The sequence below is a fragment of the Haloactinomyces albus genome, from assembly GCF_031458135.1.
Lineage (GTDB): Bacteria > Actinomycetota > Actinomycetes > Mycobacteriales > Pseudonocardiaceae > Haloactinomyces > Haloactinomyces albus.
On record NZ_JAVDXW010000001.1, the window covers coordinates 1,825,107 to 1,841,864 of the forward strand.

Annotated in this window: 13 protein-coding genes; 2 read left to right on the forward strand and 11 right to left on the reverse strand. The window is 68.3% G+C overall.

Going from position 1 to position 16,758, the window contains the following annotated elements:
- Positions 1-33 precede the first annotated feature (33 nt).
- From JOF55_RS08550 to JOF55_RS08580, 7 genes are all read right to left on the reverse strand, one after another.
- Positions 34-903, reverse strand: a complete 870-nt coding sequence (locus JOF55_RS08550; protein ID WP_374727249.1) for an SRPBCC family protein — start codon at positions 901-903, stop codon at positions 34-36.
- A 99-nt stretch (positions 904-1,002) separates the two neighbouring features.
- A complete protein-coding gene (locus JOF55_RS08555; protein WP_310272217.1) occupies positions 1,003-1,857 on the reverse strand; it encodes an FAD binding domain-containing protein in 855 nt (284 codons plus the stop codon).
- Positions 1,854-4,325, reverse strand: coding sequence for a xanthine dehydrogenase family protein molybdopterin-binding subunit (locus JOF55_RS08560; protein WP_310272219.1), 2,472 nt, complete (start codon positions 4,323-4,325; stop codon positions 1,854-1,856). The genes JOF55_RS08555 and JOF55_RS08560 overlap by 4 nt, the downstream gene beginning before the upstream one ends.
- Complete coding sequence (locus tag JOF55_RS08565; protein WP_310272225.1) at positions 4,322-4,885, reverse strand: (2Fe-2S)-binding protein; 564 nt, start codon at positions 4,883-4,885, stop codon at positions 4,322-4,324. The genes JOF55_RS08560 and JOF55_RS08565 overlap by 4 nt, the downstream gene beginning before the upstream one ends.
- A gap of 167 nt (positions 4,886-5,052) precedes the next feature.
- On the reverse strand, positions 5,053-6,171 hold the full coding sequence (locus tag JOF55_RS08570) for an XdhC family protein (RefSeq protein WP_310272228.1): 1,119 nt from the start codon (positions 6,169-6,171) through the stop codon (positions 5,053-5,055).
- Positions 6,171-7,352, reverse strand: coding sequence for a vWA domain-containing protein (locus JOF55_RS08575; protein WP_310272231.1), 1,182 nt, complete (start codon positions 7,350-7,352; stop codon positions 6,171-6,173). Before JOF55_RS08575 ends, JOF55_RS08570 begins: the two co-directional genes overlap by 1 nt.
- Before the next feature lie 55 nt (positions 7,353-7,407).
- Positions 7,408-8,280, reverse strand: coding sequence for an AAA family ATPase (locus JOF55_RS08580; RefSeq protein WP_374727428.1), 873 nt, complete (start codon positions 8,278-8,280; stop codon positions 7,408-7,410).
- Positions 8,281-8,436: 156 nt separating this feature from the next.
- Between JOF55_RS08580 and JOF55_RS08585 the strand changes: the two genes are divergently transcribed.
- Positions 8,437-8,994 (forward strand): suppressor of fused domain protein, encoded by a 558-nt coding sequence (locus JOF55_RS08585; protein ID WP_310272236.1) that lies wholly within the window; start codon positions 8,437-8,439, stop codon positions 8,992-8,994.
- 84 nt (positions 8,995-9,078) lie between these two features.
- Here JOF55_RS08585 and JOF55_RS08590 read toward each other — a convergent pair whose 3' ends face one another.
- The 4 genes from JOF55_RS08590 to JOF55_RS08605 all read right to left on the reverse strand — a co-directional run bounded on the left by JOF55_RS08590 (position 9,079) and on the right by JOF55_RS08605 (position 15,064).
- Positions 9,079-11,091, reverse strand: a complete 2,013-nt coding sequence (locus tag JOF55_RS08590; protein ID WP_374727429.1) for a glycoside hydrolase family 84 protein — start codon at positions 11,089-11,091, stop codon at positions 9,079-9,081.
- A gap of 397 nt (positions 11,092-11,488) precedes the next feature.
- Positions 11,489-13,138, reverse strand: coding sequence for a chaperonin GroEL (groL, locus tag JOF55_RS08595; RefSeq protein WP_310272243.1), 1,650 nt, complete (start codon positions 13,136-13,138; stop codon positions 11,489-11,491).
- Between the two features lie 259 nt (positions 13,139-13,397).
- The gene (locus JOF55_RS08600) at positions 13,398-14,732 is read right to left on the reverse strand and encodes a serine/threonine protein kinase (RefSeq protein WP_310272246.1); all 1,335 of its coding nucleotides are present in this window, start codon (positions 14,730-14,732) and stop codon (positions 13,398-13,400) included.
- A 128-nt stretch (positions 14,733-14,860) separates the two neighbouring features.
- Positions 14,861-15,064, reverse strand: coding sequence for a cold-shock protein (locus tag JOF55_RS08605; RefSeq protein ID WP_114453159.1), 204 nt, complete (start codon positions 15,062-15,064; stop codon positions 14,861-14,863).
- A gap of 291 nt (positions 15,065-15,355) precedes the next feature.
- Between JOF55_RS08605 and moeA the strand changes: the two genes are divergently transcribed.
- Entirely contained in the window at positions 15,356-16,624 is a 1,269-nt protein-coding gene (gene moeA / locus JOF55_RS08610; protein WP_374727250.1) for a molybdopterin molybdotransferase MoeA, read from the forward strand.
- Positions 16,625-16,758 lie beyond the last annotated feature (134 nt).

Sequence of the window (16,758 nt, forward strand, 5' to 3'; positions counted from 1 at the left end):
AATGCAGTTTCGCGCGAAACTGCAAAAATCGCTCTACCGGCGCTGCCGACGACGCCGGCGCAGCAGGAACACGGCGGCCAGCACGGCAAGAACCGCCCCCACCGGTGCGAGGCGCTTGAGGATCGGGCCTCCGGCCGTGTCGAGCAGATCGATGGCCTCTTCCGAGGGCATCGACCGACCGGTGACGACGGCATCGGCCCTGCGTGCCGGCTCTTCCTCGGGCGCACTCGACGCGGAGGGCGTGGAGGCCGCCTGCTGCCCGGTCGACACGGTGACCTTCCCGTCCCTCTCGGTGGTGAACTCACCCGCGGTGACCGATTCGGGGGCGCCCCGATCGCCGTTGCCCTGACCGTACGTCATGGCCTGCTCCACCGATGTCGGTTCCGCAGGCCATGGCTGCTCGGCACTCGAGACATCCGCCGTTTCTTCCGCCTCTCCCACCTCTTCCGCGACCTGCTCGCGCTCGGCAAGGCGTTCGGCCAGGCAATCCGCGAACTGACCGAGTATCTTGCCGCCCACCTCGGAGATCAGACCGCGCCCGAACTGTGCCGGTTTCCCGGTGACCTTCAGGTCGGTGTCCACGGTCACGGACGTGCTGCCTCCCTCCGGTGAGAGCACCGCCGTGACGGTGGCAGCGGCGGTGCCGTTGCCACGGGAGTCCTTACCGCTCGCGTCGATCACCACCCGGTGTGCGTCGGCATCGATCTCGGTAAAGGTGCCCGATCCCTTGTACAGCAGGGAAACCGAACCGAGCTTGACCTTGACCGAACCACCGAACTCGTTGTCCTCGACCCTGTTGAGGGTCGCACCCGGCATGCACGGCGCGACGCCTTCCGGGTCGAGCAGCGCCGGCCACGCGACCTCGACCGGCACCGGCACCGTGAAGTGGTGTTGCATCTGCACTGATGATCCTCCTCGTTCGTCCGGGACGAGCGGACATGCGTGGCACCGGGAGTCCCGAGCGCGGCTACCCACGGGTTCGGGACTCCCCGGCACGCTTTCCTAAACACCGACGGCCGTGGCCACGGCCCTTCCGGTCAGCACTTCGGCGAGATGCTGGCGGTAATCGACATCGGCACTGGCATCACTGCTCGGGCTGGTGCCCTCGGCAGCATGCCGGGCCGCCTCGCGGATCGCCTCACTCGTGGCGGGCTTGCCGATCAGGGCACGCTCGACGCCGGCGGCGCGCACGGGCGTCGGTCCCATGTTGGTCAGTCCAACCCTGGCCTCGGCGATCGCACCGTCGTCGGTACGCACGGCGGCGGCCACACCGACCACCGACCACGCCTGAGCCACCCGATTGAACTTCTCGTAGTGAGCGCTCCATTCGGTCCAATGCGGCATGCGCACCTCGACCAACAGTTCGTTGGCCTGCAACGCGGTCGTGAAGTAGTCCACGAAGAACTCCGAGGCGGGTACCACCCGGCGCCCGGAGGGACCGGCGATCACCATGTCCGCATTCAGCGCCAGCGCCGGGGCGGGCAGGTCTCCCGCCGGGTCGGCATGGGCCAGCGAGCCACCGAAAGTGCCCCGGTGGCGGACCTGTGGGTCGGCGACCGTGCGAGTGGCCAGTGCCAGCAGCCGCGCGTGCGCACGAATCAACGGATCCCCGAGTATCTCGTGGTGACTGGTCATCGAACCGATGACCAGCGATCCGCCCTCCTGCCGGACACCCCGCAACTCCGGGATCCTGCCGAGATCGACGACCAGACGCGGATCGGCCAGCCGCATGCGCAGCACCGGCAGCAGGCTCTGGCCCCCCGCGAGAACCTTGGCGTCCTCACCCGCCTCATCCAGCGCGGCCATGGCCTCCTCCACGGTGGAGGGTGCGATGTAATCGAACGATGCGGGAATCACCTGCTACCTCCCTGCGAACCGGCGGCGAAGCCACCACCCGTGTTCATCGAGCCCAGTCCTCCACCGGCTTCCGCGGCCACGGCCGAACTTCCCCGCGCGCCCGTGACCGCTCGCCACACCCGCTGCGGCGAGCACGGCATCTCCACGTCATCGACACCGAGGTGCCGTAGTGCGTCGACGACGGCGTTGACCACCGCCGGGGTCGAGGCGATCGTGCCCGCCTCACCCACTCCCTTGACACCCAGCGGGTTCGACGTCGCCCGCGTCTCGGTGCGGTCGGTGGTGAAATCCGGAAGATCGGCCGCCGAGGGAACCAGGTAGTCGGCGAACGTCGCCGTGGTCAGCGTGCCGTCCTCGTCGTAAACCGCATCCTCGTACAACGCTTGGGCGATGCCCTGTGCCAACCCACCGTGCACCTGACCTTCGACGATCAGCGGGTTGACCACGGTGCCGACATCGTCGACGCACACATAGGAACGAATGCGTACCGCTCCGGTCTCGGTGTCGACCTCGGTCGCGCACAGGTGCGTGCCGTGCGGGAACGAGAAGTTCTCCGGGTCGAAGGAGGCCTCGGCGTCGAGATTCGGCTCCACCCCCTCGGGCAGATCGTGCGCGGCGAACGCCGCCAGTGCGATATCGGCGAGCCCGGTGCCCTGGTCGGTGCCCCGCACGCCGAACCGGCCGCCGGAGAACTCCAGGTCGTCCTCGGAGCACTCCAGCATGTGCGCGGCGATCGTCTTCGCCTTCTCGATGACCTTGTCGGTGGCCTGCACAGCGGCGATGCCACCGACCGCCAGGGAACGCGAACCGTAGGTGTCCATTCCCCGCGGCGAGGACTGGGTGTCGCCGTGCAGGACCTCGACATCGTCGAACGACACACCCAGGCGCTCGGCCACGATCTGACTCCAAGCCGTCACATGCCCTTGGCCGTGCGGGGACACGCCCGTGACCACCTCGACCTTGCCGGTCGGCAGCACCCGAATCTGCGCATGCTCCCAGCCACCCGCACCGTAGGACAGCGACCCGAGCACCCGTGACGGGGCGAGTCCGCACATCTCGGTGAACGTCGAAACCCCGATGCCGAGCTGGACCGCGTCCCCCTGCTGCCGTCGCCGTTGCTGTTCCGCACGAAGCTGCCGGTAGTCGAACAGCTCCAATGCCCGATCGGTGGCGGCCTCGTAGTCGCCGGAGTCGTAGGTCAGTCCGGCAACCGTGGTGAACGGGAACTCATCGTGGCCGATCCAGTTCTTCCGGCGCAGTTCGAGCGGATCCATGTCCAGTTCGGCGGCGAGCTCGTCCATCATCCGCTCGATGGCAAACGTCGCCTCCGGACGTCCCGCACCACGGTAGGCGTCCGTCGGGGTCTTGGTGGTGAACACGTTCGTGCAGCTGAAGTGGTAGGCGGGGAACTTGTAGATCGAGTTGAACATCAGTCCGCCGAGAATCGGCACTCCCGGCGTCACCAGTCGCAGATAGGCGCCCATGTCCGCCAGCAGTTCGACCTTCAGGCCGGTGACCGTGCCGTCACGGCGGGCCGACAACGCGAGCTTCTGCACCTGGTCCCGGCCGTGGTGGCCGGAGACCATCGTCTCCGACCGCGTCTCGGTCCACTTCACCGGACGGCCGAGCCGCTGTGCGAGCAGGAAAGCGATCACCTCCTCCGGTGTCACCTGCAGCTTGCCGCCGAAACCGCCACCCACGTCCGGGGCGATCACGCGGATCTTCTGTTCGGCCACACCCAGCGTCATCGCCAGCATCGTGCGCAGAATGTGCGGTACCTGTGTCGCCGAGTACATCGTGAACTGCTCACCGGTCGGGTCGACCAGCACCGAGCGCGGTTCCATGAACGCCGGGATCAGGCGCTGCTGACGAAACGTCCGCTCGACGCGCACCTCGGCCTCGGCCAGCGCCTGCTCCACATCGCCGCCGGTGCCCGCCTCGGCGGAGTCGAAGGTCCACGTGGCGTTGCGATTGGTGCCCAGCTCGGAATGCACCAGCGGCGAGTCACCGTCCAGAGCCGACTCCATGTCCAGCACCGCGGGCAGGTCCTCGTAGTCGATGTCGATGGTGTCGAGGGCGTCACGGGCCTCGGCGGCGCTGCGGGCTGCCACCACGGCCACCGCCTCACCGGCGAAACGCACCTCGTCGACCGCCATCGACGGTGCCTGCGGGGCCTTCATGTCCTCGGTGATCGGCCACGCGCACGGAAGACTGCCCTGCTCGTCGGCGAGGTCCCGACCGGTCAGGGCCGCGTGCACGCCGGACATCCGCCGTGCCTCGGCGGTGTCGATCGCGGTGATGCGTGCGTGCGCGACCGGGCTGCGCAGCACCGCCAGGTGCAGCATTCCCGGCAGGGTCATGTTGTCGGTCCAGCGGGTACTGCCGGTGATCAACCGCGCGTCTTCCTTGCGCTTACGCGCGCGGCCGAGTTCCGGTTCCGCTCCCGGAGTCGTGGGGGTGGCGGTCATGACTGGTGCCCTCCTGTCGCCTGCGTCCGGACCTGCTCGGTGGAGGTGCGTGGCGCGGGCGTCTGCTCGGACTGCTCCATCGGCGGTGCCGCGCCCGGCTGCATGCGCCGGGATGCGTCCTGTACGGCTCGGACGATGTTCTGGTAACCGGTGCAGCGGCAGAGATTGCCTTCCAAGCCCTCGCGGACCTGCTGCTCGTCCGGTTCCGGAGTGTCGGCCAGCAGGTCCAGGGACTGCATGATCATGCCCGGGGTGCAGAATCCGCACTGCAGGGCGTGGTTGTCGTGGAAGGCCTGCTGCATCGGATGCAGTTGACCGTCCCTGGCAAGACCTTCGATGGTGGTGACCTCGTGACCGTCGGCCTGCACGGCCAGCACGGAACACGACTTCACACTGTGCCCGTCCAGATGGACGGTGCAGGCGCCGCAGTTGCTCGTGTCGCAGCCGACGACGGTGCCGACCTTGCCCAGCTGCTCTCGCAGGTACTGGACGAGCAGAGTGCGGGGCTGCACTTCGTCGGTATAGGCGGTGCCGTCGACATTGACGGTGATGCGCGGCATTGGGCCTCCTTCACGGACCTGACCCGCGGTGCGCGGATGTTCACAGAACTCGGCGACCCCGGTGACAGGGGTCACAAAAGCGAGCCTGCTACGTGACGGCCTTGAGAGCAAGCCCACACGCGAACGCTATCGACGATCACTGTGTGACACCTTCGATAACCGACCGCTCAGGCCTCGTGATGGATCGGCCCTTCGGTCTCGGAGAGCCGGGCACCGCGTCCGCCCCAGCGCAGCGCGATCAGCTCCGCCGCGATCGACACCGCCGTTTCCTCCGGCGTGCGCGCACCGAGATCGAGGCCGATCGGCGAGGCCAGTGCAGCCAGTTCGGTCTCGGTCACACCGCTCTGCCGGAGCCTGCGCAGCCGATCATCGTGCGTACGACGGGAACCCATCGCGCCGACATAGGCCAGCGGCTGCCGCAACGCCACCTCGAGCACCGGCACATCGAATTTCGGATCGTGCGTCAGCACCATCACCGCACTGCGCTCGTCCAGGCGTCCCGCCTCGACCTCGGAGGCCAGGTACCGATGCGGCCAATCGGTCACCACCTCGTCGACCTCGGGAAAACGACTGCGGGTGGCGAAGACCGGCCGGGCGTCGCACACCGTCACCCGATAGCCGAGGAAGGAGCCGATGCGTGCCATCGCGGCGGCGAAGTCGATCGCTCCGAACACGAGCATTCGGGGCCGCGGCTCGAACGAGTTGACGAAAACCCGCATCCCCGCGCCGCGCCGCTGTCCCTCCGGTCCGTACTCGAGCACGCCACTGCGTCCGCTCGCGAGTAGCCCCCGGGCATCGTCGATCACGGCCTCCTCGAGGCGCGCGGATCCGAGCCCGCCACGCGCGCGATCGTTCCAGACCAGCAGGTGTGCGCCGACGATCCCCGAATCCGGATGCTCGACGATCGTGACCGTCGCGACCGGATCTCCCGCGCGTACCGAACCGGTCAGTTCCGCCAGCTCCGGGAACGAACGGCGGTCAATACGCTCGACGAAGACATCGAGGATGCCGCCGCAGGTCAGACCCACGGCAAAAGCGTCATCATCGCTGACTCCGTAGCGCTGCAAGCCCGGCTGCTCACCGTCGAGGACACCGGTGGCCCGCTCGTAAACCGCTCCTTCGACACAGCCACCCGACACGCTGCCGACGACGCTGCCCTCACCGGTCACCAGCATCGCCGCACCGGCCGGACGCGGGGCGGAGCGGAACGTGGCCACGACGGTGCCCAACCCGACCGATTCCTCCGCCTGCCAGCGCCGTTCCACCTCATCGAGCACGTCACGCACTACGCAGCACCTCCACGTTCGCCCTCCCGTCGGGAACCCCACTGATCGGCCGTCGTCGCCCATCCGCTCCCGCGGTTCCGGGCAAGGCGGCGTACCCACCACCACAACTCCTGCAACGACCGCAGACTGTGTCCCGCCACCAGGTGGTCCACATACGGCCACGCGGCCGCGATCCCCGACTGCACCGGCGAATATCCGGCTCGCCCGGCATGCGGATTCACCCACACGACGGCATGGGCCAAGCGGCGCAACCGCTGCATCTGCTCGGCGAGAACACTCGTGTCGCCCCGCTCCCACCCGTCGGAGAACAGCACCACCACGGCTCTGCGGGCGGCACCGCGCCTGCCCCACCGATCCAGAAAAACTCGCAGCGTCTCGCCGAGCCTGGTACCTCCCGAGAAATCCGGCACCGCTTTCGCCGCCGCGGCCAGCGCCTGTTCCGGATCACGATGCCGCAGCTGTCTGCTTACCCGGGTCATCCTGGTGCCCAGGGTGACCACCTCGGTGTGGGTCGGTGATCGCCGCACCACCACGTGCGCGAAGCGCAGCAGCGCGTCGGCGTAGGGACTCATCGATCCGGACACGTCGATCAGCAGCACCACCCGGCGGGCCCGTGTCGTCCGGTTGCGCCGGGGCAACCGGATCGGCTCCCCACCCGTGCGCAACAGTGCGCGCATGGTCGCTCGGGGGTCGAGCTGCCCGCGCCGGGACGATCTGTGCCGGAACGCGGGGCGCTGCGGCGGTTCCGGCTCCAACTCGGCGAACAGCCGACGCAGCTGCTCGCGTTCCTCGGCGCTGAGGTCGGCCAGGTCACGGTTGTGCAGGACCTCGGCATCGCCCGCCGCCGTCGCCAACGGCTCGGGCTCACCGGGCTCGGTGTCCCGCGAGGACAAAGCGGCGCTGCGCGCTCGCCGCTCGGTGCTGGAGGTTTGCCCGCGCGACGGCATGTCCGCACCACGGAACCAGTAGTCGAAAGCGGCGTCGAAGCGGGGCAGATCCTCCGGATCGGCACACAGCGTGAGACGACCCGCCCAGTACAGCCTGCTCCGGTCGGCGAGGTCGACATGCTCGACAGCCGCCAGAAACGCCTGAACACGGTTGGGGCCGCACATCATGCCCGAGTGCCGCAACGCGCGGGCGAAGCCCACCAGCCCGCCCACGGTGTGATCCACGCCTCCCATACCCGCATTGTGCACCTCTCGGCAGGGGTGAACGCCGATTTCCCGCGAAATCGACCTACACGATCCCGGCGGCACGAGCGCGGTCGGCGTCCTCGCGATACTTCAGCACCGCCCCGAGCGTGCGTGCCGCGACCTCGGTGTCGAGATCACCGGTGCCGAGCGCGAGCAGCGCCTGCGCCCAGTCCAGTGCCTCGGCGACACCGGGTGGCTTCAGCAATTCCATCCGCCGCATCCGCTGCACCGCATCGGCGACCTGCTCCGCCAGCCGCGCATCCAAGCCCGGCAGTCGTCGCCGCAGGATCGCCACCTCACGCTCCAGGCCGGGATGTTCGAGCCAGTGATACAGGCAGCGGCGTTTCAACGCGTCGTGCACTTCCCGGGTCCGGTTCGAGGTGAGCACCACCAGCGGCGGCTCCGGTGCCTCGACCACACCGAACTCCGGAATGCTCACCGCGTATTCGGACAGCATCTCCAGCAGGAACGCCTCGAACTCGTCATCGGCACGGTCGATCTCGTCGACGAGCAGCACGCACGGCGACTCCTGCAGGGCGCGCAGCAGTGGCCGAGCCAGCAGAAACCGCGACGTGTACAGCGAGGACTCCGCCTCCTCCGCGTTCAGCGTGCCGCCCGAGGCCGCCTCCAGCGTGCGCAGATGCAGCAGCTGACGCGGAAAGTCCCAGTCGTAGAGCGCTTGGGCCGCGTCGATGCCCTCATGGCACTGCAGCCGGATCAGGCGGAGGTCGAGTGCGCTCGCCAGTGCCTGCGCGAGCGCCGTCTTGCCGGTACCCGGTTCGCCCTCGCACAGCAGCGGGCGGCGCATCCGCCGGGCGAGGAATGCGGCCGTGGCGATTCCGTCATCCGGCAAGTAGCCCGTCCCGTCGAGTGCGGCCGCGACCCCTTCCGGGGATTCCATCGCCGGGGATTCCATCGCACGCACGTCACCGTCATCGACCATGCCGTGAGCGTATTCGCTCGGTCACGCAGGACGCTCCGACCCGGCCGCACATCGCGGCTGTCCCACTGCGGGCCACGGAAGATCCACAAGCCATACTGGCCCGGTTGCCGTGTCCTGATGAGGTGGAGCATGAGCCGGTTCAGTGGATTCCCCGCGCACGTCGAAGCGCATCTCGGGAAGATTCGCGGCGCGGAGAGCTCGGAAACCGACAACCGTGACCGCGGTTATCAACTGGTTTACTGCGACCCCGCGCACGGGGCACACGTTTCGGTGCTGACCAGTGGTCTGCGTTCGTACGATGCAGGCGCTCCGCTTCCGCACGAGCTCGTCTGCACGCTGCACGCCGAGCAGGAGCGCTACGCCCGCCACCTCACCGGGGCGATCGCCGAACTGCTCACCGAGTCGGAAAGCCGGGTCGGCCCCGGCGCACTCATCATGAACGATCGGGCACTGTTGCCGGACACCGAGATCAGTGGTGCGCTGGCCGCACCCCATCCATACCTCGGTGAGGATTTCGACGTGCTGCGCGACGAGGAGGGGACGGCGGTGCTGCGGATCATCACGCTCATCCCGATCACGCGAGGAGAAGCCCAGCTCGTCGCCCGCTACGGCAGCGATGTGCTCTACGACCGGTGGGAGCAGCACGGCAGCGACCTGCTCGACGTACACCGCACCGCCGTCGGCTGAGCACGGTCGGCCGAGCACGGTTGGCTGGGCGCCATCGACTGGGCGCCATCGACTGGGCGCCATCGGATCCTGCCGCAGGAGTGATCACCGCATCCGCATGTCGGGCGCCTGGCGGATGAAGACGTCGAGCACACCGTCGGCCACCTCGACCGGCCCCTGCGGCAGAGTCTCGCCCGGAACGGTACGGATCGATCCGGCACGCCCGGCCAGTTCGGTGGCCTCGTCGAAGTGCTCTCGGGCACCGGCCGCATCACCGTTGAGCCGAGCACGCAACCCGTCCACGGTGCTCAGAAGGGCGGCGCCCCACAGGTCGGTGGCCCGCAGCCAGGGTGCCGAGTCGGAAACGAAGTCGTGTGCGGCTCCCGCACGGATCCGCTCGGGAGCTTCGGCGATCGCTTCCGCATAGCTGCGCAGCCGTGTGAGCGCGGCAGCACGATCACCGTCGGCCCACGTCGCACGGAAACCATCGAGGCGCCGTGCCAGCTCCGGAGCGGGTGCCAGCCACGGCTCTCCGCTGGGCAGCGGGGCCATGTGATTGAGGTCGAAGAAGACCAGCAGGGCCTCGGTGGTCTCCGGATCCGGTCGGAGACCCCGCTCATCACCCGTGAAGCGGTCGCCCGCCAGGTATTCGGCCGCCGCCTGCCAGGCTCGCTGCGGATCGAAGTCCTCGCCGTTCCAGGCGAAGCCTGCCGCACCGATCTCGACGACCTTGCTCGCCGCGGCCTGATTCATCGGGTTGACGACGACGCCGGTCAGCTGCTCGGAGAGTCCGGGCGCACGCTTGGCGTAGGGCCCGAGCATGATCCGCCCTGTCGACCCGTCGAAGTCGTTGACCGGATAGTTGTCCCACAGCAGCGTCTTCCGGCCCCACACCTCGGCGGCCTCGCGCGCGTTGGCGACCGTGATGTCCCCTGGAATCACCCCGTCCCCGGTCCACATCACCTGCACTTCCGGGGCGAGTCGCTCCCGCAGCGCCGTTTTGTACGGCGAGTCCTCGACGTCGGAGTACTCCGTGGGGACCGTCTGCAGTGGCTGCGCACCGGGATGGGTGTCGATGAACTCCCGCTGCACCCGGTTGAGCAGGTCCACCTGCGCGCGACCGGCCGCACCGGGCCCCGGAGGCCCGTACTTCGCACGATCACCCGCGCAGTTCCACTCGGTGTAGGAGATGTCGTCCAGGGGAACGGAGAAGCTGCGCACACCCGCGTCGTACATCTGCTGCAGTTTCGCCTTCAGGGCCGCGAAGTCCGACGGGTCGCTGTAGCAGATCGACGTGCCCGGCGAGAGCGCGAAGGTGAAGTCCACGTGGTGGGTCGCGGCCTGCTCGATCAGTTCCTCGAGACGGGCGAGTTCGGCGGGCGGATAGGGTTCGCGCCACTGTTCACGGTGGTACGGGTCGTCCTTCGGCGCGTAGATGTAGGTGTTGAGCTTGACCTCTCCGTGGAAAGCGAGCTGATCCATTCGCTCGGCGTGCGTCCACGGGCTGCCGTAGAAGCCCTCGACCGTGCCGCGCACGGGCGTCGCCGGGTGGTCGACGATGCCGGCCCCGGCAATCCTGCCGGGTTCGGCCAGCTGCCGCAGCGTCTGCACGGCGTAGTACGCACCCGTGGGGTCACTGGCACCGAGCACCAACGTCGAGTCCTCGCCGCCCCGCGCGGCCAGTACGTATCCCTCGGAGGGCAGCGGCGCGGGCGGAGCCTCGAACCCGACATGCCGCAGGCCCTCGGTCACCCCCGGAGCATCGCGGCGACCGAGCCGTACGCGCAGTGCCGCGCCCGCCACGGCAGTGCCCGGCCCGTGAACGGCCACCCGGCTCGCCCCGGCGGCTCGCAGGACCCGGACCACCAGCTCGCGCGTCGGCTGATCCACGAGGGAGTCCACCACCACCTCGACCGTGCCGTGGACCCGGACATCCCGCCCCAGCCTGGTCATTTCCTGCGGTCGGGGTGTCACCCGCGGCAGGGCGCGCCGGTCCGATTCCGCGGACGGTGCTGCCTGCGAGGAGGAACGTGCAGGGGACCCGTCGGCGGGGGAATCACCGGTGGAAGCACCGCCGGCACAACCCGCCATGAGGATCAGAGCGCACAGCAGTGACATCAGCACAGCCTGGCGGCCGACATGGCGCCGGGGTGTGCCCCTCACGGTGCCTCCTCGGGTTTGCCCGTACCGGGACTTTCGTCGTTCGGACCGCCTGTCGCGCTGTGGTCCTGCGGAAGGCCCACGCGCACCGGCCGGACAGCGGCGTCAGGGGTGGCACACCGCTGTTCCTTCCGCATCACGGTAGGGCAAGGCCACCGGAGTCGACGAAGCCGCCTTCGGTATCCGTGGACAACTTCAGCCCCTGTGGACAAGTCGCGCGGCAGTGACAGCAGTTTCGCGCGAAACCGCCCACACACACGACGGAGGGCCGTCCCCCATCGGGAACGGCCCTCCTGGTGGCTTGCGCGCCATCACGGACGTGCGGCAGCACAGGCAGATGTGTCCTGGAAGGACGTCACATCATGCCGCCCATGCCACCCATGCCGCCCATGCCGCCGGTCGGGTCGGCAGCGGCCTCGCCGCCGCCACCCTTCTCCGGCTTGTCCGCGACCACGGCCTCCGTGGTCAGGAACAGCCCGGCGATGGAAGCGGCATTCTGCAGCGCCGACCGGGTGACCTTGGCCGGGTCGATGATGCCTGCCTGCACCAGGTCCTCGTAGTCGCCGGTGGCGGCGTTGAAGCCGGTACCCGCGGGCAGACCCTTCACCTTCTCGGCAACGACGCCACCCTCGAGACCGGAGTTGATGGCGATCTGCTTCAGCGGACCCTCGACGGCGAGCCGGACGCTGTTGGCACCAGTGGCCTCGTCGCCCTCCAGCTTCAGCCCGTCGAACGCGGCCACGGCGGCCTGCAGCAGCGCCACACCGCCACCCGCGAGGACACCCTCCTCGACGGCGGCCTTGGCGTTGCGCACCGCGTCCTCGATGCGGTGCTTGCGCTCCTTGAGCTCGACCTCGGTCGCCGCGCCCGCCTTGATGACGGCCACGCCGCCTGCCAGCTTGGCCAGCCGCTCCTGCAGCTTCTCGCGGTCGTAGTCGGAGTCCGAGCGGTCGATCTCGGCGCGGATCTCGTTGACCCGGCCGGAGATCTGCTCGTCGTCACCGACACCCTCGACGATGGTGGTCTCGTCCTTGGTGACGACGACCTTGCGGGCACGGCCGAGCATGTCGAGCTCGGCGTTCTCCAGCTTGAGGCCGACCTCCTCGCTGATGACCTGACCACCGGTGAGGATGGCCATGTCCTGCAGCATCGCCTTGCGGCGGTCGCCGAAGCCGGGGGCCTTGACCGCGACCGACTTGAAGGTGCCCCGCATCTTGTTGACCACCAGGGTCGCCAGGGCCTCGCCCTCGACGTCCTCGCAGAGGATCAGCAGCGGCTTGTTGGACTGCATGACCTTCTCCAGCAGCGGGAGAAGATCCTTGATGTTGGAGATCTTCGAGCTCAGCAGCAGGATGTAGGGGTCGTCCAGCGACGCCTCCATCCGCTCCTGGTCGGTGACGAAGTACGGCGAGATGTAGCCCTTGTCGAAGCGCATACCCTCGGTGAGCTCGAGCTCGAGCCCGAAGGTGTTGCTCTCCTCGACGGTGATGACGCCTTCCTTGCCGACCTTGTCCATCGACTCGGCGATGAGCTCACCGATCTGGCTGTCGCCTGCGGAAATCGCGGCCGTGGCGCCGATCTGCTCCTTGGTCTCGATCTCCTTGGCGCTCTTGAGCAGCTGCTCGGAGACCGCCTCGGTGGCCTTCTCGATGCCCCGCTTGAGCGCGGTCGGGCTGGCACCGGCGGCGACGTTGCGCAGGCCCTCGCGCACCAGCGCCTGAGCCAGCACGGTGGCGGTCGTGGTGCCGTCACCAGCGACGTCGTCGGTCTTCTTGGCGACCTCCTTGACCAGCTCGGCCCCGATCTTCTCCCACGGGTCCTCGAGCTCGATCTCCTTGGCGATGGAGACGCCGTCGTTGGTGATGGTCGGCGCGCCCCACTTCTTTTCGAGCACGACGTTGCGGCCCTTCGGGCCGAGCGTCACCTTGACGGCGTCGGCGAGGGTGTTCATGCCGCGCTCAAGACCGCGGCGGGCGTCCTCGTCGAACGCGATCATCTTGGCCATTGCGGTGTGGTCCTCCACCTGTCTGGACGCCGCGGGGATGCAGCCACCCCCACGGCAGGACTCGATGCTCGGCCAGGCTCGGTGCCCGCGACGGACGACCGGTCCGGTGTATCGCCATATGACACCCCGGAGTCGGCCTCACCGTCCCGACCTGGCACTCAACCCTACTGAGTGCCAACTCCGTGTTTAGCACTCCCGCCTCCTGAGTGCAAGCTGACCATCCTCCCGAGGGACTCACCCGACAGGATGAGCAAGGGCATCAGAGCCCGTACGTGGGCACCGATGTCGGCAGGTCACCGTCGTTGTATGGCCCGTTGTCGTACGAGGATTCCCCGGATGTTCCGAATGTCCGCCCGGAATCCGCACCACCGGATCCGATCGAGTTCGCCATGATGATGAACAGCACCACGATCACGGTCGCCGCCACGATCACCATCACCGACACCACCCAACGCGTCGAACTGCTCTTTCCGTCCGCGAAGCGCGCAGGCTGCACGGCCCCCGGCGGGTTGGGCCGAGGCCCCGGCGGCTGCGGTGTCCGGAATGGCTGCGGCGGTGGGTACGGAGACTGCTGGGGCGGCTGGTACGGCCCGCCGGCAACCGGTCCCGCCGCGGGTGATTGCTGCGGTGGGCCGGTGTGCTCCGGGTTGCCCGGATAACCCGGGGGATTCGGCACAGCTCCTGCGGGAGCGGAACCGGCAAGCGCCTCCGGGCCGGTCAGCGGGCCCTGGTGCGGAGATGCTGCCGAGGCCTGCGATCGGGGCACCTGTGCGAGCGCGCTACGCGCCGCCGTGATCATCTCCTTGCAGTTCGCGTAGCGCTGATCGGGCATCTTGGCCATCCCGCAGCGCAGCACCTCGTCGATCCCGGCAGGCAGCGCCGCATGGGAGGTGACCGTGGGCGGTTCGACGTTGAGATGTCCCCGAATCACTTCCTGCACCTGTCCCCGAAAGGGCGGCCGTCCGGTCAGGCACGCGAAAAGCATGCAGGCCAGCGCATACAGATCGGTACGGCCGTCCACGGGCTCTCCACGCAGATGTTCCGGTCCCGCATAGGTCGGCGAGCCCAGGAAGTCACCGCTGCTCGTACGGTGCCCGGTTGCTCCGCGCCTGGTCAGCCCGAAGTCGGCGAGGTAGACGTGTTCATGGGAGGACTCCCGAGAGGTCACCAGGACGTTGGCCGGTTTCAGATCCAGATGCACCAGACCGCGCTCATGCAGCATGTCCAGCGCCTCACCGACCTGGTCGAGCAGATCCAGCGCCCGCTGCGGGGAGATCGGTCCCTCGGAGATCAGGCTCGCCAGATCGGAGCCGTCGACCAGCCGCATCGCGATGTAGAGCATCCCGTCGACCTCACCGAAGTCGTACAGCGGCACGATGTTCGCGTGGTCGATGGCCGAGGTGTTGCGGGCTTCGTCGACGAATCGTTCGCGGAACTCGGCATCACCGGTGATGTGCTCACCCATGACCTTGAGCGCGACCTTACGGCCCAGCCGCACGTCGGTGGCGCGGTACAGGATGCTCATCCCGCCACGGCCGAGCACTTCGTCGATCTTGTAGTGGCCGAGGCGGCGCCCGGTGAGGTCTTCCGACACGCGGGCAGCCTAACGGTCGCCGTGGAGCCGCATGCGCTGATCCCACAGCGCTACCGAGAAACCCGCCCACCGGAGCAACCGAGCGTCGGGCGGGCGGGTTCGCATGTTGCCGTCAGTGGATCGAAACCTCAGAGCTTGCGGACGCCGTCAGCCTGGCTGCGACCATCACGCCCCGCCTTCACTTCGTATTCGACTCGATCACCCTCGTCGAGGGTCCGAAACCCGGACATGTTGATCGCGGAGTAGTGCACGAAGACATCGGATCCACCGTCGGTGGCGATGAACCCGTATCCCTTCTCCGAGTTGAACCATTTGACCGTGCCGACCGCCACGGCGTCCTCCTCATGACAATGTGACGCACGACGCTGACAGCGTCGATGGAGCAAGCGACACGCTACCCGAGAATGCGGGGTTCGTCGCCTCCTCAACAGAGCAATTTCGTCCTGAGCGCTGGGCCGAACGGGTAAATTCACGACCACTCGCAGTAGTCCTTTCCCTGGGCGCGGGACTTGCCGACCCACCCCCGCAGTTCGCCGCAGACGCCGCGCCCTGCCGCAAGCGGGCAGTGTGCCACGGCGCAGTCGGGTGAGTTGCCGAAGCCGGTGCAGACAGGGCAACACCCCATGACGGATCATCGGCACGTGGCGAACGCAACCCCAACCCCACGACCGGTCCCGGTCACCGAGCACGAGAAGAGGATTTCGGCGCTGCTGGCACCGTCCCGCGTCGAATCACGGGCGCTCGAGGACTGCCTCGGACTCGCACTCGCCGAGGACGTCACGGCATCGATTCCGCTGCCGCCGTTCGACAACTCCGCGATGGACGGCTACGCGGTCCGATCGGTGGACCTCGCCGAGGCCGGCGCGCAGCAGCCGGTGACCCTGCCCGTCACGGCCGACATCCCGGCGGGCCGAATCGATGTACCCACGCTGGAGCCCGGGACCGCACACCGCATCATGACCGGTTCCCAGGTACCGCCCGGTGCCGATGCGACGGTTCCCGTCGAGCACACGGACGGCGGTGCGGAACGCGTGCGCGTGTCCGCTTCCGTGCAGGCTGGCGCGCATCTGCGTCGAGCGGGTGAGGACGTCGTCGTGGGCGATACCGTACTCACTGCGGGGACCACGCTGAGCGCTGTCCACCTCGGCATCGCCTCCGCAGTGGGCATCTCGCAGCTGCCGGTGCACCGGCCACCGCAGGTGCTGGTGCTGTCCACCGGATCGGAACTCGTGGAGCCCGGCTCGACACTGCGTCCCGGGCAGATCTTCGAGTCCAACGGCATGATGCTGGCCGCGGCGGTGCGCCAGGCGGGCGGGCAGGCCCACCTGCTCCGATTCGTCCCGGACGACGTCGCGACCTTCCACGACGCACTCGCCCCGCACCTGGCCTCGACCGACCTGATCATCACATCCGGCGGGGTCAGTGCGGGAGCCTACGAGGTCGTCAAGGACGCGCTGGCGGACAACGGTGTCGAGTTCACCAAGGTCGCCATGCAGCCGGGAAAGCCCCAGGGCGCGGGCAGGTACTCCCCGGAGCGCGGCACGGCAGGAGCACACGGCGTACCGGTGGTCGCGCTGCCGGGGAACCCGGTCAGCTCGATGGTCTCGTTCGAGGTGTTCGTACGCCCGGCGCTGCGCCGCGCTGCGGGGCACCACGCCGACAGGCGACCGGTTCGACAGGCGGTGCTCACCGAGCGCCTCGACTCCCCGTCCGGCAAGCGCCAGTACCGCAGGGGGAGATTCGACCCTGCGGCCGGGACGGTCACTCCGGAAGGCGGCCCGGGCTCACACCTACTGTCGGCGATGGCCTCCGCGAACTGCCTGCTCGACATCCGCGAGGACACCACCGAACTCCCCCACGGCTCCCCCGTGGACGTGTGGTTGCTCGACTGACCTCGAAAGGAGTCTTTTTCGCGTGCTTCACGTGCTGTGCCACCACCACACCGGGAAAGACTCACGACTCGGCACCTTTCCGCGAGCGCCCTGGTTACACCCGATCGGACTAGTTAGTCTGATGTGGCGATCGC

What these genes read in the sequence shown, in the direction of transcription:
- JOF55_RS08575 (WP_310272231.1), bottom strand. Translation starts at nt 7,352, where the DNA reads ATGGGAGGCGTGGATCACACCGTGGGCGGGCTGGTGGGCTTCGCCCGC.
- JOF55_RS08590 (WP_374727429.1), bottom strand. Translation starts at nt 11,091, where the DNA reads ATGTCACTGCTGTGCGCTCTGATCCTCATGGCGGGTTGTGCCGGCGGT.
- moeA (WP_374727250.1), top strand. Translation starts at nt 15,356, where the DNA reads ATGACGGATCATCGGCACGTGGCGAACGCAACCCCAACCCCACGACCG.
- JOF55_RS08580 (WP_374727428.1), bottom strand. Translation starts at nt 8,280, where the DNA reads ATGGAATCCCCGGCGATGGAATCCCCGGAAGGGGTCGCGGCCGCACTC.
- JOF55_RS08585 (WP_310272236.1), top strand. Translation starts at nt 8,437, where the DNA reads ATGAGCCGGTTCAGTGGATTCCCCGCGCACGTCGAAGCGCATCTCGGG.
- JOF55_RS08565 (WP_310272225.1), bottom strand. Translation starts at nt 4,885, where the DNA reads ATGCCGCGCATCACCGTCAATGTCGACGGCACCGCCTATACCGACGAA.
- JOF55_RS08560 (WP_310272219.1), bottom strand. Translation starts at nt 4,325, where the DNA reads ATGACCGCCACCCCCACGACTCCGGGAGCGGAACCGGAACTCGGCCGC.
- groL (WP_310272243.1), bottom strand. Translation starts at nt 13,138, where the DNA reads ATGGCCAAGATGATCGCGTTCGACGAGGACGCCCGCCGCGGTCTTGAG.